Genomic DNA, 18,375 nt, shown 5'->3' with positions numbered 1-18,375 from the left:
TTGTAAACCAGGCACAAAGAAGCTCAAATTTTTCGTAAATAGCATTGGCTACAGGGTATAGCCAGTGCTATATTTGTCGATATTGTAGGCAAACGCGCTGACAATGGAGAGACGATCGTGCAGGATCCTTATCTGTTATTACTGCTGTTTCTCTTGTTTGTCGCCGGACTTTGCCTGCTGTTACGACGTTACTGATTGGGAGGTCGATATGAGCACCATGAAATGCTGCCTTGACTGCGGCAAATGCTTCCAGACAGCGCAACCGGCTTCATCTTCATCGCTGAAGGCCTGGCTTTGCCTGCTGAGCCGCTCCCCGTTTTCACTTCGCCTGATGCTGGTTGAAAAGCTGCTGGGCACGAAACGCAACGATCGCGACTGCCCGAATTTAATCTGGCGCGGCTAACGCGCATCTTCTCTCAGGCAGCCTCTGCTTTTGCCAGGGCTGCTCGCTCATCTTTTTCTCCGCTTTAACGCTCCGCCACCCCGTAGTCGTTCAGCTAAAAAAGAGATAAAAAAAACGGCCGCGAAGGGCCGTTTTTTCTGCAACTGGTCTAAGCAAGACTTAGAAGCTGTAACCTACGCCAGCAATCCAGGTGCCAACATCGACGCTACGGATACGGCTCTGCTCGTAACCTACATCAATAGCGAAGTCCTGGTACGGGTTGAACTGCAGGCCGGCACCGTAAGAGAAGCCCACGTCGCTGGAGTCGCCTTTATCACGGACAACAGTGTCGTTCTGCTGGAATTTGCCGTAGCCGATACCAACCACGCCATAGATGCTCGCCCAGTCGTTCAGACGGTAAGCAGGACCAGCGGTGAAACCGTAGTACTGACCTTTGCTGTACACGCCAGCATCAGTACGATCTTTTTCGGTGTAAGTGAAAGAACCGATCCAACCCAGCGGGTTAGAGCCGTCTTCATAACGGTATTTCAGGTTGAAACCGTTCGCTTTGTTAGCCACGCCCTGATAGTCGGACTGAGCGTAACCGCCGGTGACTGTGCTCTGCGCCATTGCGGAACCCGCAGAAACTGCCAGAACACAAGCCAGTGCTGAAAGACATGCAATTTTTTTCATAACCACCTCAAATGTGATAATACTTCTCTCCTGACAACGCTGAAAATATAACAAAACTCAGCAAGAAACTCTGCCCGCAAATTATTGTCTAACAGAATGTTTGGTGTAACAGAAAGTTAATGAAGCTTCCTATGCTATTCATTTTACTTGAAAAAATCGTCATTAAACTGCAATGAATTTCCTGGAAGAAAAATTGTCCTTTAAGTTAATTCCTAAAAAAACCTGACATTTCTTTACGGAACTGGCCCTGGAATGGGTTAAATTTCGCGCAGTCGCCTCAGCATTTTCCTGATTGTCTCCTCTGCATTTACCCCTGTTTCGATTAAACTGAACGTCTTGTTACCTCTGTGTTAATCATCAAGGACGCGTTTACAGGATGTCTCTCTCTTTGTCAGGTAAAAGCTCTGCGCCAGCTGTTTCGGTTGCTGTGCTGCTGATTGCGATGCTGTCGCTGCAGGGCGGCGCGTCGTTAGCGAAATCTCTTTTCCCCGCGGTTGGCGCCACTGGCATCACCGCGCTGCGTCTTGGGCTTGGCACCCTGATGCTCTGCGTTATCTTCAAACCCTGGCGGCTGCGCTTCACGCGTGAACAGCGCCTGCCGTTGCTGCTCTACGGGCTGGCACTGGGCTGTATGAACTTCCTGTTTTATCTGTCGCTGCGTACCGTGCCGCTCGGCGTCGCGGTGGCGCTGGAATTTACCGGTCCGCTCACGCTGGCGCTGCTTGGCACGCGCCGTCTGCTCGATTTTGTCTGGGTCGCGCTGGCGGTCGCCGGTCTCTGGTTTCTGCTGCCGTTCGGCGACAGTATGAAAACCATCGATCCGCTGGGTGCTGTGCTGGCGGTAGGCGCAGGCGCCTGCTGGGCATTATATATTCTGGCGGGACCGCGCGCCGGGGCGGAACATGGCCCGGCTACCGTTGCGATGGGCTCCTTAATCGCTTCAGTTATCTTTGTGCCGCTGGGATTAACGTTCGCTGAACCCGGCATCTGGCACTGGAGCGTTATTCCTGTCGCGCTTTTAGTCGCCCTGCTCTCCAGCGCCATTCCTTACTCGCTGGAAATGGTCGCCCTGACGCGTCTGCCGGCGCGTATTTTCGGTACGCTGATGAGCCTTGAACCTGCCGTCGCGGCCCTGTCGGGAATTTTATTCCTGGGCGAAACGCTCTCCCTGAAGCAGAGCCTTGGTCTGCTGGCGATAATTCTGGCGTCAGCTGGCGCGACGCTGACGCTTAAGCCCAGAAATTCCCAGCTAAAAAAGGTTAAAATAACCACACCGCCGCAGCCATAACTTATTACGCCTGCGTATAACGCAGGCGAATAATATTCGGAAGTTGAAGATGGCTTTATTTTAACCAACGATACACACTCTTATTATCATTCTGAAACATACTGTATAAAGCCGGGCGCCTCATCTCCCCAATTGTCTGATATTACAGCAGTAAAAATAAATCATCTGTCGCTGTTACTCTTTTTGCAGATAATTACCGCGTAAACTTTATCCGTAAATGCCATCTATTTCAGCCATCGCTAAACTCAATCCTGCAAACACGCAAAGCGCTGCTATACTTATTCCCGTGCTTGATTAGGACAACCCATCAAAGAGAGGATTCATACGATGAGTACCGCAAAACTGGTTAAAACGAACGCTTCCGATCTGCTTTACACCCGTAACGATGTGGCTGACGACGAGAAAAAAGCCACCATTGAGGTGCTCAACCGTCTGGTGGTGGAATTTATCGATCTGTCGCTGATTACCAAGCAGGCGCACTGGAATATGCGCGGCTCAAACTTTATCGGCGTGCATGAGATGCTGGACGGTTTCCGTACCACTATTACCGATCACCAGGACACCATTGCTGAACGTGTCGTGCAGTTAGGCGGCGTGGCGCTGGGCACCACGCAGGTCGTTAACGACAGAACGCCGCTGCAGAGCTATCCGCTCAATATTCACAGCGTACAGGATCACCTGAAAGCGCTGGCTGACCGTTACGCCATCGTCGCGAACGATACGCGTAAAGCGATTTCAGAAGTTAAAGATGAAGACACCGCAGATATCTTTACCGCGGCATCCCGCGATCTGGATAAATTCCTGTGGTTTATCGAATCCAACATCGAATAACAACGTAAAGCATTATCAGGCGGGGAGACCCGCCTTTTTTGTGCCTGCTTAACAGGAAAATTACTATTTTTTGACCTTCATAACATTTCTGAACGCCTCTTCTTCCCACGCTTAATACCGCATGCAAAGGTGCGATTGCACCAAAATCTCCCTGTGCACCTTTTTGGTGCTTCATTTTGGTGCAAAAGTTTTTACCGTTGCAAAATCGTGTCAGCTTTCAGGTTTAACCTATTGATTGTGGTAAAAATGAAAAGTTGGCATACTTTTTTCATATGGTAAGCCGTAAACGCCGCTTTCGGGCCGGGAAGTAATAAGGAAAAATGATGAAGTCACTGTTTAAAGTCTCTGTGGCCGCGCTGGCGCTGGCCTTCTCACTCTCTTCCACCGCAGCAGAAAAAAAACTGATCGTCGCCACCGATACCGCTTTCGTTCCCTTTGAGTTCAAACAGGGCGATAAGTATGTCGGCTTCGACGTCGATCTGTGGGACGCCATCGCTAAAGAGCTGAAGCTGGACTATACCCTGAAGCCGATGGACTTCAGCGGCATTATCCCGGCGCTGCAGACGCGCAATATCGACCTGGCGCTGGCGGGCATTACCATCACCGACGAGCGTAAAAAAGCCATCGAGTTTTCTGACGGCTACTACAAAAGCGGCCTGTTGGTGATGGTGCGCAACAATGAGAACGATATTAAAGGTATCGACGATCTGAACGGCAAAGTGGTCGCGGTGAAGAGCGGCACCGGTTCTGTGGATTACGCTAAGGCACATATCAAATCTAAAGACCTGCGTCAGTTCCCGAATATCGACAACGCTTATATGGAACTGGGCACCAACCGTGCCGATGCAGTGCTGCACGACACGCCGAACATCCTTTACTTTATCCACACCGCTGGCAAAGGCCGCTTCAAAGCGGTAGGCGAATCTATCGAAGCGCAGCAGTATGGCATCGCGTTCCCGAAAGGCAGCGACGAATTGCGTGAGAAAGTAAACGGCGCGCTGAAGACCCTGAAAGAGAACGGCACCTATAACCAGATCTACAAAAAATGGTTCGGCAGCGAACCTAAATAATAATTTTTTGATTTTATTTTGAGCAGGGACGCGTTCCCTGCTTTTTTCCATCGCAACAAAACTGGAGTCACACCATGGAGTTTGACTGGAGCGTCATCTGGCCCGCTATGCCGGTGCTGATTGAAGGCGCGAAAATGACCCTGCTGATCTCGGTTCTCGGCCTGGTCGGCGGACTGATTATCGGTCTGGTCGCCGGCTTCGCCCGCGCCTACGGCGGCTGGATCGCCAATAACCTCGCGCTGGTCTTTATTGAGATCATTCGCGGCACCCCTATCGTGGTGCAGGTGATGTTTATCTACTTCGCCCTGCCGATGGCCTTCCCCGATCTGCGCATCGATCCGTTCACCGCTGCGGTGGTGACCATCATGATCAACTCCGGCGCCTATATCGCTGAGATCACGCGCGGCGCGGTGCTGTCAATTAACAAAGGCTTTCGCGAAGCGGGCCTGGCGCTGGGTCTGTCGCGTCGTGAAACCCTGCGCTATGTCATTATGCCGCTGGCGCTGCGTCGTATGCTGCCGCCGCTCGGCAACCAGTGGATCGTCAGCATTAAAGATACCTCGCTGTTTATCGTTATCGGTGTGGCGGAACTGACGCGTCAGGGCCAGGAAATCATTGCCGGCAACTTCCGCGCGCTGGAGATCTGGAGCGCCGTAGCGATTATCTACCTCGTGATTACCCTGGTGTTGAGCTTTGTGCTGCGCCGTATTGAGAAAAGGGTGAAAATCCTGTGATTGAATTTAAAAACGTCTCGAAGCATTTCGGCCAAACCCAGGTGCTGCACGATATCAACCTGAAGATTAACCAGGGCGAAGTTGTGGTGATTATCGGCCCCTCCGGCTCAGGCAAATCGACGCTGCTACGCTGCATTAACAAGCTGGAAGAGATCACCAGCGGCGATCTGATCGTCGACGGCCTGAAGGTGAACGATCCCAAAGTGGATGAGCGTCTGATCCGCCAGGAAGCGGGCATGGTATTCCAGCAGTTCCATCTCTTCCCACAGATGAGCGCGCTGGATAACGTCGCGTTCGGTCCGATCCGCGTACGCGGCGCAAAGAAACAGGATGCGCATAAGCTCGCGCGCGAGCTGCTGGCGAAGGTTGGCCTGGCCGAGCGCGCGCACCACTTTCCTTCCGAACTCTCCGGCGGCCAGCAGCAGCGCGTCGCCATCGCCCGCGCGCTGGCGGTGAAGCCCAAGCTGATGCTGTTCGATGAGCCAACCTCTGCGCTGGACCCCGAGCTGCGCCACGAGGTGTTGAAGGTGATGCAGGATCTGGCGGAAGAAGGCATGACGATGGTAATCGTGACGCATGAAGTCGGTTTCGCGCAAAAAGTCGCGTCGCGCCTGATCTTTATCGACAAAGGCACCATAGCGGAAGATGGCGATCCCGATACGCTGATCACCCAGCCGCCAAGCGATCGCCTGCGCGAGTTCCTGCAGCACGTTTCCTGATTTGCCGGGCCGACACGTGTCGGCCCACCGCGTGCAGCGCGGATACGCACCTCTTCCCTGAGGTGCGCCCGCCTCGAGGCCAACGCGCCGGGCGGTACAAAAACGCTTTCAGCATTTCGCAAGACGCTTCGCTCTTTTCCTCTGCCAGCCCCCTTTTTACCGCCTGCGTTTCACTAACCGGACGATAAGTGCCTTTCAGAACTTTCACTCCCTGCGCCTGACTATACTTTTCCACCTGTGAGCCAGAGGTTGCTAAGGAGAAAGCCATGTCGTCAGCCCACATATGTTGTCGCCTGTTGCGACAAGGGATCGCGCTGTTACTGCTCTGCTGTTTTGTGCTGCCCACCGCGCAGGCGGTGACGCTGCCTCAGGCGGCCGTCGCGGCGCAGCAGTCGACTGGCTCCGCCAGCGGCGCGCAAAAAGAGCCGACGCTTGACGAGAAAAAAGCCGCTTACGCCGCGCTGGCGAATATTCTGGAAGATGACCAGGCGCGTAAGGAACTGATTGATCAGCTGCGCGGCGCCTCCACCGCGACGGCAAAGGATAATGCGCCTGCGCTGACGCCGCCGACCGAAAAGGAGGAGGAGAAAACCGTCCTGCAGGGCGTAACGGATGTCACCCGCGAATTTGGCGGCGACGTGGCGCAAAAGTTCGCCCGCCTGCATGACAATATCGCCTATGCGCCGCACAAGGCGTTCAACCCCGACACCTTCTTCAATGCACTGCGACATTTCGTGGTGCTGGCTGCGGTGCTGTTTGCGCTTTACTGGCTGCTGCGCCGTCTTATTGCGCCGCTTTATCGCCGTATGGGGCACTGGGGACGGGCGAAGAACCGCGAGCAGCGTAACTGGATACAGCTGCCGGTGGCGATTATCGGCGCATTTATCATTGATTTGCTGATGCTGGCGCTGACGCTGTTTATCGGACAAATCATCAGCGACAATTACCACGGCGACAGCCGTACTATCGCCTACCAGCAAGGGCTGTTCCTGAACGCTTTCGCGCTGATTGAATTTTTCAAGGCGGTGCTGCGTCTGATATTTTGCCCCGCCTTCAGCGACCTGCGCTTCTTTCACCTCAGCGACGGGCGCGCCCGCTACTGGAACACGCGTCTGAGCTGGCTCTCCGGCCTGATTGGCTACGGACTGCTGGTGATCGTGCCGATTGTCTCTAATCAAGTTAACATGCAGGTCGCGGCCGTGGTTAACGTGCTCATTATGGGCATCATGACCGGCTGGGCGCTCTTCCTCATCTTTTCCAACCGCCGCTCTATTCATTTTGCCCTTCAGGCGCTGTCGGATCGCAGCATGGCGTTTTTCGCCTTTTTTATTCGCGCCTTCGCGCTGGTGTGGCACTGGCTGGCGAGCGCCTACTTTATTGCACTGTTTCTGCTCTCTATTTTCAATCCCGGCGACAGCCTGAAATTTATGATGTCGGCATCGGTGCGCACGCTGGCGATTATCGGCATCGCCGCCTTTGTTTCCGGCATTCTGACGCGCTGGATAGGCAAAACTATTACGCTTTCGCCCGATCTGCGCCGTAACTATCCGGCGCTGCAAAAGCGCGTCAACGACTGGGTGAAGGCGCTGCTGAAGCTGGCGCGCATTATTACCGTGTTCGCCACGCTGCTGCTGCTGCTCAACGCCTGGAACCTGTTCGATCTCTGGCACTGGCTCACGGTCGGCGCGGGAGAAAAAATGGTGGACGTGCTGATCCGCATCGTGATGATCCTGCTGCTCTCCGCTGTCGGCTGGACGGTGCTGGCAAGCCTGATTGAGAGCCGACTGGCTTCTGATTCTCACGGCCGTCCGATGCCGAGCGCCCGCACCCGCACCCTGCTGACGCTGTTCCGCAACGCGCTGGCGGTGGTGATCAGCACTATTACCATTATGATTTTGCTGTCTGAAATCGGCGTTAATATCGCGCCGCTGCTGGCAGGCGCGGGTGCGCTCGGCCTGGCGGTCTCCTTCGGCTCGCAAACGCTGGTCAAGGATATTATTACCGGCATCTTCATTCAGTTTGAGAACGGTATGAATACCGGCGATCTGGTGACCATCGGCGCCATTACCGGCACGGTAGAACGGATGTCGATTCGCTCGGTGGGCGTTCGTCAGGATACCGGCGCCTATCACATCATTCCCTGGTCTTCGATTACCACCTTCGCCAACTTTGTGCGCGGCATCGGCTCGTTTGTCGCCAACTATGACGTCGAGCGCGGCGAAGACAACGAACGTGTTAACCGCGTCCTGCAGGAGGCGGTTAATGAACTGCTGGAGAATGCGGATATCCGCGGCATGGTGATTGGTGAACCGAACTTCGCCGGACTGGTGGGGTTAACCAATCAGGCCTTTACCGTACGCGTCTCCTTTACCACCCAGCCGCTGAAGCAGTGGACGGTGCGCTTTGCGCTGGACACCATGGTGAAGAAACATTTCGATGCGGCCGGGATTAAGGCGCCGCACCAGACGGTAGAGGTGATGCAGACCGGCAACAGCGTGGCGAACGTGACTGCCCTGCCCGCGCTGCCGGCACCGGAGTAAGGCTATTTCGCCAGCCGCTGCGCGCGCGTCGCGGCTGGCATAAAGCTCCAGGCGAGAAAGCGGCTCTGCTTCTGACCCTGCGCCATATTCACGACCCGCACCTCTGCCGCATCAAGCGCCTGCAGCTGTTTTTCCAGCGCGGGCAGATTCTCGCGGCGCGACACCAGCGAGGTAAACCAGATGCACTGGCGCGCCAGCGCCGCGCTTTCGGCGATCATCTTGCCAACAAAGGCTTTTTCGCCCCCTTCGCACCATAGCTCGTTGTGCTGGCCGCCGAAGTTGAGCGGCGTCGCGCTCTCCAGCTTCAGATTGCGCACTTTCCGCTGCGAACCGGCCGCCGCCTCTGCCGCCGAGGCGTGGAACGGCGGATTACATATTACGGCGTGAAAGAACTCGTTTTTATTCACCACGCCCGCCAGTACCGCCTGGGGATCCTTCTGACGGCGCAGACGAATGGCGCGCGGTAGCCCGGCGTTGGCCACCACGATGCGGTTAGCCGCCTTCAGGGCCGCCTCGTCGATATCAGTGCCAGTAAAACGCCAGCCATACTCCGCATGACCAATCAGCGGATAGATGCAGTTTGCGCCGCAGCCGATATCCAGAATATCCGCTTGTGGGATCGCGCCGCGATTGTCCTGCGCCAGCAGATCGGCCAGGTAGTGCAGGTAATCGGCGCGGCCCGGTACCGGCGGACAGAGCGCACCAGGGGCCAGCTGCCATTCGATGCCGTAAAAAAGTTTCAGCAGCGCCTGGTTCAGCAGCATCACCGCTTCCGCATCGGCAAAATCGATCGACTGCGCGCCGTAGCCGTTGGGCCGCACTTTTGCCGCCAGCGGCGGGTGCGCGGCGGTCAGCGCGGCGAAGTCGTACTCGCCCTGATGGCGGTTGCGGGCGTGGAATAATTTACTGGCTGGCTTGTTCATGGCGTCTCCCGTTTTGCAGGCGCGTACAATACGCCGCAGCGTCGGGAAAATAAAGCCGCACAATCCGCTTACATATTTCTTCCCGATGCAGCTGATGCTGTAGCGCTAAGATATTGTTAACACTTCGCTACGGGATAAAAGATGACGCATAAACGCTACTCCTACCAGCCGCGCGCCGGTCACGGTCTGCCGCATGACCCGCTCAATGCCATTATCGGGCCGCGTCCGATTGGCTGGATCAGTTCGATTTCCGCCGCGGGTCAGCGCAACCTGGCGCCCTACAGCTTCTTCAACTGCTTTAACTACCATCCGCCGATCATTGGCTTCTCCAGCACCGGCTGGAAAGACAGCGTGCGCAATATCAGCGAAAGCAAAGAGTTCGTCTGGAACCTGGCGACGCGCTCGCTGGCGGAGGCGATGAATGAGAGTTCGGCGTCGGTGCCGCCGGATCAGGATGAGTTTGCGCTGGCGGGCGTAACGCCGCTGGCCGCCTCGCAGGTGAAGGCGAGCCTGGTGGCGGAGAGCCCGGTAAACTTCGAGTGCCGCCTGACCCAGCTGATTCAGCTGCAGGATGCGCAGGGCAACCCGATCGACAGCTGGCTGGTGCTGGGCGAGGCGATTGCAATTCATATCGACGAATCGCTGCTGGATGAAGGCATTTATCAGACGGCGCGCGCCCAACCTATTTTGCGCGCCGGCGGGCCAAGCGCCTATTACGGCATCAGTGAAAACGAACGTTTCGATCTGATGCGTCCGGACGCGCGCCGCCGCTAAAGAGACGGCGCGCCAGCCGCTATGACGGCCTGCCGCGTTCGATAAAGCTTTGCACGAGCGGCTTCAGCACTTTCTGCAGCGCTGAAGCCCGCTCCTGCCGCCAGGCGAACGGCGGCGCCTCATCCATATAATTCAGCTGCGCCAGCTCCAGCTGCACCGCCTGAACCTGCTCTTCCGGCTGACCGTAGGCGCGCGTAATGTAGCCGCCCTTAAAGCGTCCGTTCACCACCCAGCTATAGTCGCTCTGCGCCGCGCAGACCGCCTCCAGCCCTTGCGTAACCTCGGCGCGACAGCTTTTGCCGTCGTTGGTGCCGATATTCAGATCGGGCAGACGTCCTTCGAACAGGCGCGGGATTACGCTGGCGATAGAGTGGGCGTCAAACAGCAGCGCATAGCCATGTAGCGCTTTCAGGCGCGCCAGCTCCTGCTGGATCTGCTGATGATAAGGCTGCCAGATATCTCTGAGATAACCTTCGCGCTGCGCCGCTGAGGGCGTTTTGCCTGGCGCAAAGGTCGGCGAGCCGTCAAACAGGGTGTCCGGATAGAGTCCGGTGGTGGCCGTAGCGTAGAGCGGTTGATTATCTGGCGGACGATTCAGGTCGATCACAAAACGCGAATAGTGGCCGATCAGCACGCTGGCGCCGAGGTCGCGTACAAAATCGAACAGCTGCGGAATATGCCAGTCGGTATCCGGCAGGCCGCGCGCCGCCTCGCTCAGTCCGGCTTCTACCTCCGGCGTAAGCTGCGTACCGGCGTGAGGAATACTGACCAGCAGCGGCAGGCTGCCCGGCGTAAAGAGAAAAGGTGTCATTGCGCTTCTCCGCGATAGATAACGGTACAGGGCAGCTCGCCGCCCAGCCAGTAAACCAGTTCCGCCGGGCGCGCCAGCGGCCAGTGGACGAAGTTTGCCACTTTGCCCGCCTCCAGCGAGCCGTGGGTTTGCTGCAGCCCCAGCGCTTTCGCGCCCCACAGCGTGACGCCTGCCAGCGCCTCTTCCGGCGTCATGCCGAACAGCGTGCAGCCCATATTAAGCATCAGGCGCAGCGACAGCGCGGGCGAGGTGCCGGGATTCGCGTCGCTGGCCAGCGCCATTGGCACCTTATGCTGACGAAACAGCGCCACCGGCGGCCGCTGGGTTTCCCGCAGCAGATAGAAGGCGCCGGGCAGCAGCACCGCCACCGTGCCCCGTTCACCCATTGCCCGTGCATCTTCTTCAGTTGCATATTCCAGATGATCGGCGGAGAGCGCGCCGTAGCTCGCCGCCAGTCGCGCCCCGCCCAGCGAAGAGAGCTGCTCGGCGTGCAGCTTGACCGGCAGACCCAGCTCGGCGGCCTTGTCAAACACGCGCGCCACCTGCGCCGGGGAAAAGGCCAGATGTTCGCAAAAGGCGTCTACCGCGTCCGCCAGCCCGTTGGCTTTCACCTGCGGCAGGATGCGCTCACAAATCAGATCGACCCAGCCGTCGGGATCCTGCTTAAATTCCGGCGGAAAGGCGTGTGCCGCCAGACAGGTCGCCAGCACGTCGACGGGCGCGCTCTCGCCAAGTCGCCGTATCGCGCTCAGCATACGCAGCTCGCTCGCCTCATCCAGCCCGTAACCCGATTTGATCTCTACCGTGGTCACCCCTTCCGCCAGCAGACGGTTGAGCCGCCAGCGCGCCGAGGCCACCAGTGACTCCTCGCTGGCTTCGCGCGTGGCGCGCACCGTCGAGAGAATGCCGCCGCCCTGCGCCGCGATCTCGGCGTAGCTGACGCCGTTGAGACGCTGCTCGAACTCTGCGCTGCGGTCGCCGCCGAACACCAGATGGGTATGGCAGTCGATCAGCCCTGGCGTCAGGATACCGCCGTCAAACCGGTGCTGCTGGCGCGGCGTAAAGGCGGGCATCTCCGCGCGCGGCCCTACCCATACCAGCTCGCCGCCATCCACCGCCAGCGCGCCATCCTCAATGATGTGATATCTGCCTTCGCGCATGGTGACCAGATCGGCCCCCAGCCACAGGCTGTCGATCGCTTTGCTTTCCGCCATCACGCCTCTCTCCGCTACGGACGATTTACTCCGTCCTTTAAAGTATGTATATGTATATACAACTACAGCCGTTGAGGATCAACTATGGCAACCTGTTTTGCTCCACGCGCGCTGCTGGCCGATGGCTGGCGACATCAGGTGCGCATTAGCGTTAATGACGCAGGCATCATTGAAAGCATCACGCCCGACAGCGACCCGCAAGGCGCCATCCCGCTGCCTGGCGCGGTGATCCCCTCTGTCGCCAATCTGCATTCGCACGCGTTCCAGCGCGCAATGGCCGGGCTGGCAGAAGTGGCGGGCGACCCGCAGGACAGCTTCTGGACCTGGCGCGACCTGATGTATCGCATGGTGCAGCGTCTGACGCCGGAGCAGGTCGGCGCTATCGCCGCGTATCTCTATATCGACATGCTGAAAGGCGGCTATACCCAGGTGGCGGAGTTTCACTATCTGCATCATGACGCCAGCGGCGCGCCCTACGCGCAGGACGATATGCTGCAGCAGCTGATGCTCGCCGCCGACAGGGCCGGTATCGGCCAGACGCTGCTGCCGGTGCTCTACAGCCACAGTGGCTTCGGCGCGCAGCCGCCGCTGCCGGGCCAGAAACGCTTTATTCAGCAAACCGACGCCTGGCTGCGGCAGCAGGAGCGGCTGGCGGAGGCAGTGCGGGATAAGCCGCTGCTCAATCGCGGCCTCTGCTTTCACTCGCTGCGCGCGGTCAGCGAAGCGCAGATGCGCGAGGCGCTTGAGGCGAGCGATAAGAGCCTGCCGGTGCATATTCATATCGCCGAGCAGGAAAAAGAGGTCAACGACTCCCTGGCCTGGAGCGGCGAGCGGCCGGTAGAGTGGCTGCTCAACCGCTTTGAGGTGGATGCACGCTGGTGTCTCATCCACGCCACGCATCTGGACCCGCGCGAAATCGAGCGGCTCGCTGCCAGTCGCGCGGTGGCCGGGCTCTGCCCCACCACCGAGGCCAACCTCGGCGACGGCATTTTCCCGGCGACCCGTTTTATCGCCCAGGGCGGACGCTGGGGCATAGGCTCCGACAGCCACGTCTCGCTCAGCGCGCTGGAGGAGCTGCGCTGGCTCGAATATGGTCAGCGGCTGCGCGATCGTCGTCGCAACCGGATTATCACGGCGGAGCAGCCGTCTGTGGGCGATCTGCTGTGGCGCGGCGCGGCGCAAGGCGGCGCGCAGGCGTGCGGCGTCGCTCTCGGCGAGCTGTCGCCGGGCAAGCGCGCGGACTGGCTGGTGCTGGCGGAGGATGCCTGGCTCGGGAGCGTCGGGGATGACGCGCTGCTTAACCGCTGGCTCTTTGCCGGACGCCGCGAACAGATCCGCGACGTGTGGGTTGCGGGTCGCGCGGTGGTTGAAGCGGGACGCCACGCGGAGGAGGACTCCTGCGCGGCCGCGTTTCGCCAGGCAATGGCGGCGCTGCGATGAGAACGCGCTTCTGTTATGCCGACCTTCAGGTCAGTCGCTGGCGCAACGGCGGCGGCGAGACGCGTGAAATCATCAGCTATCCGCCGGGCGAAGCAGATTTCGCCTGGCGCGCCAGCATCGCCACCCTCTCCCAGGATGGCGCATTCTCGCGCTTTCCCGGTATCGATCGGGTGATTACCCTGCTGCGCGGCGACGCGGTCGCGCTTAGCGCGCCCGCCCTCACGCATACGCTGAAACCGCTTCAGCCCTGGCGCTTTCCCGGCGAATGGGCGATCCACGCCGCGCTGCGCGGTGAAAGCGAAGACTTTAACATTATGACGCGGCGCGACAGCTGGGAAGCGCAGGTGGATGTCATTGCTCAGACGGCCGCCAGCCTGCACGGCGTCGCCTGGGTTACCGCGGGTGAGTGGCGGCTGGAGAACGGCGAACCACTATGCGCCGCTGAAGGTGTATGGTGGCTGGATGAGGAGACGCAGCTGACGCCCGCGACGCCGGACGCGCAGCTGCTGCTGACGCGCCTTAGCCGTGTCCCTTAAAGCGGCCAAGCAGCTTATAACGCGAGCCGGGATAGAGCAGTCGGGCGTAGGTCACGATTTTGGTGTCGCTCCAGGTCTGGCGACGGATCAGGAGACAGGGCTCATGGTCATCCAGCGACAGATATTTACGCTGGCGCGCATCGGGCAGCACCGCTTCAACGATATGCTCACCCGCCGTCAGGGGCGCAACCTGCATCAGATAGGTATAGGGCGTGAGCTGGTGGTAATCCTGGCTCAGGTAATCGGGTGCCACCAGCGGGTTAACCAGGCGATCCTCCAGCTGCACCGGCAGGTCGTCTTCGTAATGCACGATCAGCGAATGAAAAATGGTCTGGCCGGTGCTTAAACCAAGCACCGCCGCCTGCTCGGGATCGGCTTTATTCTGGCCGATCGCCAGGATCTGGCAGCGATGCTGGTGTCCGCGCTGGGTGATTTCATCCGCGATATTATGCACTTCAAGCATCGCCGTGTAGCCTTTCATCTCCGCGACGAAGGTGCCGACGCCCTGCATGCGCACCAGAAACCCCTCGCTGGTCAGCTCGCGTAGCGCGCGGTTAATCGTCATACGGCTGACGCCCAACTCGTTGACCAGTTCGCTTTCGGACGGCACGCGCTGGTTCGCCTTCCAGCTGCCCGCGCGGATCTGGCTGATAATCGCCTGCTTCACGCGCTGGTAGATTGGGGCTGGCTCATCGCTCATCGCGGCCGCCAGCTGTGCTATTGCCGAATGCTCGACCATATTGATTTCCTTATTACGCTAATACCTGAAGTTTACTGTCTCATCACGTAAATGTATATACATCTGCAGCCGCCTCTGCCCCGCCCTCTGACCGCCGCCGCGCGATCTAATTTGTGATCGCGCTGGCATAGCAAATGCTTATAGCTTGCCACTTGTATAGACAAGAATAGACACTTGTGTTTCACTCGATTTTATTCGCTGCGCAGAGTGAAACCGGTTCAGGTTTTTGCTTTCCGCGCTTACTTGTATAGACAGGAGTAGACTATGTCAGGTTCGGCTCAGGCTATCCGCCTGGTTCCCGGTGAAGTAGAGCTTGCCACGCTGCGCAGGATATATCAGGGCGGCGTCACGCTGACGCTTGATGAGCGAGCGCAGGAAGCCATTTTACGCGCCCAGCAAACCGTGGACGATATCGTCGCCTCCGGCAAGGTGGTGTACGGCATCAACACCGGTTTCGGCAAGCTGGCGCAAACGCAAATTCCCGCCAGTCGCCTTGCCGATTTGCAGCGTAACCTGGTGCTGTCGCACAGCGTCGGCCTGGGCGATCTGCTGCCCGACAACGTGACGCGCCTGGTGATGGCGACCAAAATCATCAGCCTGGCGCGCGGCCATTCCGGCGTGCGTATCGCGCTGATCGAGGCGTTGCTGAAGCTGTTTAACGCAGGCGTAATGCCCTGCATTCCTGAAAAAGGCTCGGTAGGCGCGTCCGGCGATCTCGCGCCGCTTGCCCATCTCTCGCTGATGCTGCTGGGAGAGGGCGACGTGCGCGTCGACGGCGCGCTGATCCCGGCACGTGAAGGTCTGGCCTCCGTCGGGCTGACGCCGTTTGTGCTCGGTCCGAAAGAGGGTCTGGCGCTGCTTAACGGCACCCAGGTCTCGACCGCGCTGGCGCTGCGCGGCCTGTTTGAGACGGAAAACCTGCTGGCCGCCGGACTGGTAGCCGGGGCGCTGTCGCTGGAGGCGATTAAAGGTTCGCTGAAACCCTTCGACGCGCGTATCCACCAGGCGCGCGGCCAGCGCGGCCAAATCGCCGTTGCCGCTGCGGTGGAGAGACTGGTCAAAGGCAGCGAAATTCTCGGCTCGCACGTTAACTGCGGCCGGGTGCAGGACCCCTACTCGGTGCGCTGCGTGCCGCAGGTGATGGGCGCCTGCCTTGATAACCTCACCCACGCCGCGCGCGTGCTGCAGATTGAATCCAATGCCGCCTCTGATAACCCGCTGGTGTTCAGCGACAGCGGCGACGTCATCTCCGGCGGCAATTTCCACGCCGAGCCGGTAGCCTTCGCCGCCGACATTATCGCGCTGGCCGTCGCTGAGATTGGCGCGATCTCCGAGCGCCGCATGGCGCTGCTGCTTGATACCGGTCTTTCGGGTCTGCCGCCCTTTCTGGTGCGCGACGGCGGCGTTAACTCCGGCTTTATGATTGCGCAGGTCACCGCCGCCGCGCTCGCCTCAGAGAATAAATCGCTGGCTCATCCCGGCAGCGTCGACAGCCTGCCGACCTCAGCCAACCAGGAAGATCACGTCTCGATGGCGACCTATGCGGCGCGCCGTCTCGGCAGCATGTGCTTTAACACCGCCGCGGTCGTCGGCATCGAAGCGATGGCGGCGGCTCAGGGCATCGAATTCCATCGCCCGCTGCAAAGCTCCGCGCTGCTTGAGCAGGAGATTGGTCGCATTCGTCAGCAGGTCGCCTTCCTTGAGGAAGATCGTCTGCTGGCGCCCGATATCGACGCCATGCGTCTCTGGGCCAGCCGTTCCGACTGGCCCGATTTTCTCACGGCGCTGCTGCCCAGCCAGCAGACCGTCTCTTCTGGTGAATAAGGAATCTGCTATGAGCGAAACTCTCTCCCGGGCCGTGGCGCGCGAAGTGCGTGCGCCGCACGGCACCACGCTGCACTGCGCCAACTGGCTGATCGAAGCCGCCTGGCGCATGATCCAGAATAACCTCGATCCCGATGTGGCCGAGCGGCCTGAAGATCTGGTGGTCTATGGCGGCATCGGCAAGGCGGCGCGCAACTGGGAATGCTTTGAACAGATCCTGCGCTCCCTCGAACTGCTGAAACCCGACGAAACGCTGCTGATCCAGTCGGGCAAGCCCGTCGGCGTATTCCGTACCCACGCCGACGCGCCGCGCGTGCTGCTGGCGAACTCCAACCTGGTGCCGCACTGGGCCAACTGGGATCATTTTCACGAGCTGGATAAAGCCGGGCTGATGATGTATGGCCAGATGACCGCGGGCTCCTGGATCTATATCGGCGCGCAGGGCATCGTACAGGGCACCTACGAAACCTTCGTCGAAGCGGGCCGTCAGCACTATAACGGTGACCTCGCTGGACGCTGGATCCTGACCGCCGGTCTGGGCGGCATGGGCGGCGCGCAGCCGCTGGCGGGCGTGCTGGCGGGCGCCTGCGTGCTGGCTATCGAGTGTCAGGAGTCGCGCATCGATTTTCGTCTGCGCACCCGCTACGTTGATCATAAAGCCTACACGCTGGATGAGGCGCTGAAGCTGATTGAAGAGGCGACGCAGGCGAAGCGAGCGATCTCCGTCGGCCTGCTGGGCAACGCCGCTGAAATTCTGCCAGAGATGGTAAAACGCGCCCGCGCAGGCGGACTCAGACCGGATATCGTGACCGATCAGACCTCAGCGCACGATCCGGTGAACGGCTATTTGCCCATCGGCTGGGACGTGGCGCGCTGGCAGTCCGAACGCGCCAGTTCGCCGAAGGCGGTGGAAAAAGCGGCGCGCGCCTCCATGGCGGTGCACGTGCAGGCGATGCTCGACTTCTGCCATATGGGCATCCCGACGGTGGACTACGGCAACAATATCCGTCAGGTGGCGCTTGATGAGGGCGTAGAGAACGCCTTTGATTTCCCGGGTTTCGTGCCGGCCTATATTCGTCCGCTGTTCTGCGAAGGCAAAGGGCCGTTCCGCTGGGTGGCGCTGTCGGGCGATCCGGAAGATATTTATAAAACCGACGCCAAACTCAAGGCGCTGTTTCCGCATCATAAAAGTCTGCATCGCTGGCTCGATATGGCGCAGGAGCGCATCGCCTTTCAGGGCCTGCCGGCGCGTATCTGCTGGCTGGGGCTGGGCGAGCGCCATCTCGCCGGGCTGGCGTTCAACGAGATGGTGCGCAACGGCGAGCTGAAGGCGCCTGTGGTGATTGGCCGCGATCATCTCGACTGCGGTTCTGTCGCCTCGCCAAACCGCGAAACCGAGTCGATGAAAGATGGCTCCGATGCGGTATCTGACTGGCCGCTGCTTAACGCCCTGCTGAATACTGCTGGCGGCGCGACCTGGGTAAGCCTGCACCACGGCGGCGGCGTCGGCATGGGCTTTTCGCAGCATGCAGGCGTGGTGATTGTCTGTGACGGCAGCGAGCAGGCCGATCAGCGTCTGGGCCGCGTGCTGTGGAACGATCCCGCGACGGGCGTAATGCGTCACGCGGACGCTGGGTATGAGCGTGCACAGGCCTGTGCGGCTGAACACGGGCTGAAGTTGCCGATGATGAAGTAAAAGGCGTCAGGGCGGCGGGCGCTGACCCGCCTGCTCTGCCTGCCTGTATAGCAAGGGGCCTCCGCCCCTTATGCTCTTTGGTTCTGACCTATAGCCAAATTCCTGGCCCGCAAGATAGACGCGCCTGCGGCTTGCCACTACAGTGGAGATTCATCATTACC

Annotated in this window: 17 protein-coding genes; 12 read left to right on the top strand and 5 right to left on the bottom strand. The window is 59.2% G+C overall.

Features of this window, described 5'->3' with window-relative positions; all coding sequences use genetic code 11:
• Positions 1-208 precede the first annotated feature (208 nt).
• A complete protein-coding gene (locus tag D7S44_RS02355) occupies positions 209-403 on the top strand; it encodes a hypothetical protein (protein WP_120452843.1) in 195 nt (64 codons plus the stop codon).
• 159 nt (positions 404-562) lie between these two features.
• Here D7S44_RS02355 and ompX read toward each other — a convergent pair whose 3' ends face one another.
• The gene (gene ompX / locus D7S44_RS02350; protein WP_120451674.1) at positions 563-1,075 is read right to left on the bottom strand and encodes an outer membrane protein OmpX; all 513 of its coding nucleotides are present in this window, start codon (positions 1,073-1,075) and stop codon (positions 563-565) included.
• Between the two features lie 376 nt (positions 1,076-1,451).
• On the opposite strand from ompX, the gene rhtA reads away from it, so the two are divergent.
• The 6 genes from rhtA (at position 1,452) to ybiO (ending at position 8,257) form a co-directional block, all read left to right on the top strand.
• Positions 1,452-2,363: a threonine/homoserine exporter RhtA gene (gene rhtA, locus D7S44_RS02345; RefSeq protein ID WP_120451671.1), complete on the top strand. Its 912-nt coding sequence runs from the start codon at positions 1,452-1,454 to the stop codon at positions 2,361-2,363.
• A gap of 327 nt (positions 2,364-2,690) precedes the next feature.
• Complete coding sequence (gene dps / locus D7S44_RS02340; RefSeq protein WP_033751449.1) at positions 2,691-3,194, top strand: DNA starvation/stationary phase protection protein Dps; 504 nt, start codon at positions 2,691-2,693, stop codon at positions 3,192-3,194.
• A 323-nt stretch (positions 3,195-3,517) separates the two neighbouring features.
• Positions 3,518-4,264: a glutamine ABC transporter substrate-binding protein GlnH gene (gene glnH, locus D7S44_RS02335; protein WP_120451669.1), complete on the top strand. Its 747-nt coding sequence runs from the start codon at positions 3,518-3,520 to the stop codon at positions 4,262-4,264.
• Positions 4,265-4,338: 74 nt separating this feature from the next.
• Positions 4,339-4,998, top strand: coding sequence for a glutamine ABC transporter permease GlnP (gene glnP, locus D7S44_RS02330; RefSeq protein ID WP_120451667.1), 660 nt, complete (start codon positions 4,339-4,341; stop codon positions 4,996-4,998).
• Positions 4,995-5,717, top strand: coding sequence for a glutamine ABC transporter ATP-binding protein GlnQ (gene glnQ / locus D7S44_RS02325; protein ID WP_120451666.1), 723 nt, complete (start codon positions 4,995-4,997; stop codon positions 5,715-5,717). The genes glnP and glnQ overlap by 4 nt, the downstream gene beginning before the upstream one ends.
• 266 nt (positions 5,718-5,983) lie before the next feature.
• The gene (gene ybiO, locus D7S44_RS02320; protein ID WP_120451664.1) at positions 5,984-8,257 is read left to right on the top strand and encodes a mechanosensitive channel protein; all 2,274 of its coding nucleotides are present in this window, start codon (positions 5,984-5,986) and stop codon (positions 8,255-8,257) included.
• Between the two features lie 2 nt (positions 8,258-8,259).
• Here ybiO and rlmF read toward each other — a convergent pair whose 3' ends face one another.
• On the bottom strand, positions 8,260-9,180 hold the full coding sequence (gene rlmF, locus D7S44_RS02315; protein ID WP_120451662.1) for a 23S rRNA (adenine(1618)-N(6))-methyltransferase RlmF: 921 nt from the start codon (positions 9,178-9,180) through the stop codon (positions 8,260-8,262).
• A gap of 141 nt (positions 9,181-9,321) precedes the next feature.
• Between rlmF and D7S44_RS02310 the strand changes: the two genes are divergently transcribed.
• On the top strand, positions 9,322-9,954 hold the full coding sequence (locus tag D7S44_RS02310; RefSeq protein WP_120451660.1) for a flavin reductase family protein: 633 nt from the start codon (positions 9,322-9,324) through the stop codon (positions 9,952-9,954).
• A gap of 19 nt (positions 9,955-9,973) precedes the next feature.
• Here the strand turns inward: D7S44_RS02310 and hutG are convergent, their stop codons facing one another.
• Complete coding sequence (hutG, locus tag D7S44_RS02305) at positions 9,974-10,765, bottom strand: N-formylglutamate deformylase (protein ID WP_120451658.1); 792 nt, start codon at positions 10,763-10,765, stop codon at positions 9,974-9,976.
• Positions 10,762-11,979 (bottom strand): imidazolonepropionase, encoded by a 1,218-nt coding sequence (hutI, locus tag D7S44_RS02300; RefSeq protein WP_120451656.1) that lies wholly within the window; start codon positions 11,977-11,979, stop codon positions 10,762-10,764. The genes hutG and hutI overlap by 4 nt, the downstream gene beginning before the upstream one ends.
• Positions 11,980-12,063: 84 nt before the next feature.
• On the opposite strand from hutI, the gene D7S44_RS02295 reads away from it, so the two are divergent.
• Both D7S44_RS02295 and D7S44_RS02290 read left to right on the top strand, forming a co-directional pair.
• Positions 12,064-13,419 carry a formimidoylglutamate deiminase gene (locus tag D7S44_RS02295; RefSeq protein ID WP_120451653.1) on the top strand — a complete coding sequence of 452 codons (1,356 nt, stop codon included), beginning with the start codon at positions 12,064-12,066 and terminating at the stop codon, positions 13,417-13,419.
• Positions 13,416-13,955 (top strand): HutD/Ves family protein, encoded by a 540-nt coding sequence (locus tag D7S44_RS02290; RefSeq protein ID WP_120451651.1) that lies wholly within the window; start codon positions 13,416-13,418, stop codon positions 13,953-13,955. The genes D7S44_RS02295 and D7S44_RS02290 overlap by 4 nt, the downstream gene beginning before the upstream one ends.
• On the opposite strand, the gene hutC is transcribed toward D7S44_RS02290, so the two are convergent.
• On the bottom strand, positions 13,939-14,694 hold the full coding sequence (gene hutC, locus D7S44_RS02285) for a histidine utilization transcriptional repressor HutC (RefSeq protein WP_120451649.1): 756 nt from the start codon (positions 14,692-14,694) through the stop codon (positions 13,939-13,941). The two genes, D7S44_RS02290 and hutC, sit on opposite strands and share 17 nt — an antisense overlap.
• A 264-nt stretch (positions 14,695-14,958) precedes the next feature.
• Between hutC and hutH the strand changes: the two genes are divergently transcribed.
• Positions 14,959-16,518 carry a histidine ammonia-lyase gene (gene hutH, locus D7S44_RS02280; RefSeq protein ID WP_120451647.1) on the top strand — a complete coding sequence of 520 codons (1,560 nt, stop codon included), beginning with the start codon at positions 14,959-14,961 and terminating at the stop codon, positions 16,516-16,518.
• Between the two features lie 10 nt (positions 16,519-16,528).
• On the top strand, positions 16,529-18,214 hold the full coding sequence (hutU, locus tag D7S44_RS02275; protein ID WP_120451645.1) for a urocanate hydratase: 1,686 nt from the start codon (positions 16,529-16,531) through the stop codon (positions 18,212-18,214).
• Positions 18,215-18,375: the final 161 nt, after the last annotated feature.

Origin of the sequence: Pantoea piersonii, assembly GCF_003612015.1 — a bacterium.
GTDB classification, from domain to species: domain Bacteria; phylum Pseudomonadota; class Gammaproteobacteria; order Enterobacterales; family Enterobacteriaceae; genus Pantoea; species Pantoea piersonii.
This window is presented reverse-complemented; position numbering and strand designations above follow the sequence as displayed.

Bases quoted from the DNA above. Each gene is read 5' to 3' on its own strand.
- glnP (WP_120451667.1), top strand. From the start codon at position 4,339: ATGGAGTTTGACTGGAGCGTCATCTGGCCCGCTATGCCGGTGCTGATT.
- hutU (WP_120451645.1), top strand. From the start codon at position 16,529: ATGAGCGAAACTCTCTCCCGGGCCGTGGCGCGCGAAGTGCGTGCGCCG.
- glnH (WP_120451669.1), top strand. From the start codon at position 3,518: ATGAAGTCACTGTTTAAAGTCTCTGTGGCCGCGCTGGCGCTGGCCTTC.
- D7S44_RS02355 (WP_120452843.1), top strand. From the start codon at position 209: ATGAGCACCATGAAATGCTGCCTTGACTGCGGCAAATGCTTCCAGACA.
- D7S44_RS02295 (WP_120451653.1), top strand. From the start codon at position 12,064: ATGGCAACCTGTTTTGCTCCACGCGCGCTGCTGGCCGATGGCTGGCGA.
- ompX (WP_120451674.1), bottom strand. From the start codon at position 1,075: ATGAAAAAAATTGCATGTCTTTCAGCACTGGCTTGTGTTCTGGCAGTT.
- rhtA (WP_120451671.1), top strand. From the start codon at position 1,452: ATGTCTCTCTCTTTGTCAGGTAAAAGCTCTGCGCCAGCTGTTTCGGTT.
- D7S44_RS02290 (WP_120451651.1), top strand. From the start codon at position 13,416: ATGAGAACGCGCTTCTGTTATGCCGACCTTCAGGTCAGTCGCTGGCGC.
- hutH (WP_120451647.1), top strand. From the start codon at position 14,959: ATGTCAGGTTCGGCTCAGGCTATCCGCCTGGTTCCCGGTGAAGTAGAG.
- hutG (WP_120451658.1), bottom strand. From the start codon at position 10,765: ATGACACCTTTTCTCTTTACGCCGGGCAGCCTGCCGCTGCTGGTCAGT.
- hutI (WP_120451656.1), bottom strand. From the start codon at position 11,979: ATGGCGGAAAGCAAAGCGATCGACAGCCTGTGGCTGGGGGCCGATCTG.
- hutC (WP_120451649.1), bottom strand. From the start codon at position 14,694: ATGGTCGAGCATTCGGCAATAGCACAGCTGGCGGCCGCGATGAGCGAT.
- D7S44_RS02310 (WP_120451660.1), top strand. From the start codon at position 9,322: ATGACGCATAAACGCTACTCCTACCAGCCGCGCGCCGGTCACGGTCTG.
- dps (WP_033751449.1), top strand. From the start codon at position 2,691: ATGAGTACCGCAAAACTGGTTAAAACGAACGCTTCCGATCTGCTTTAC.
- rlmF (WP_120451662.1), bottom strand. From the start codon at position 9,180: ATGAACAAGCCAGCCAGTAAATTATTCCACGCCCGCAACCGCCATCAG.
- ybiO (WP_120451664.1), top strand. From the start codon at position 5,984: ATGTCGTCAGCCCACATATGTTGTCGCCTGTTGCGACAAGGGATCGCG.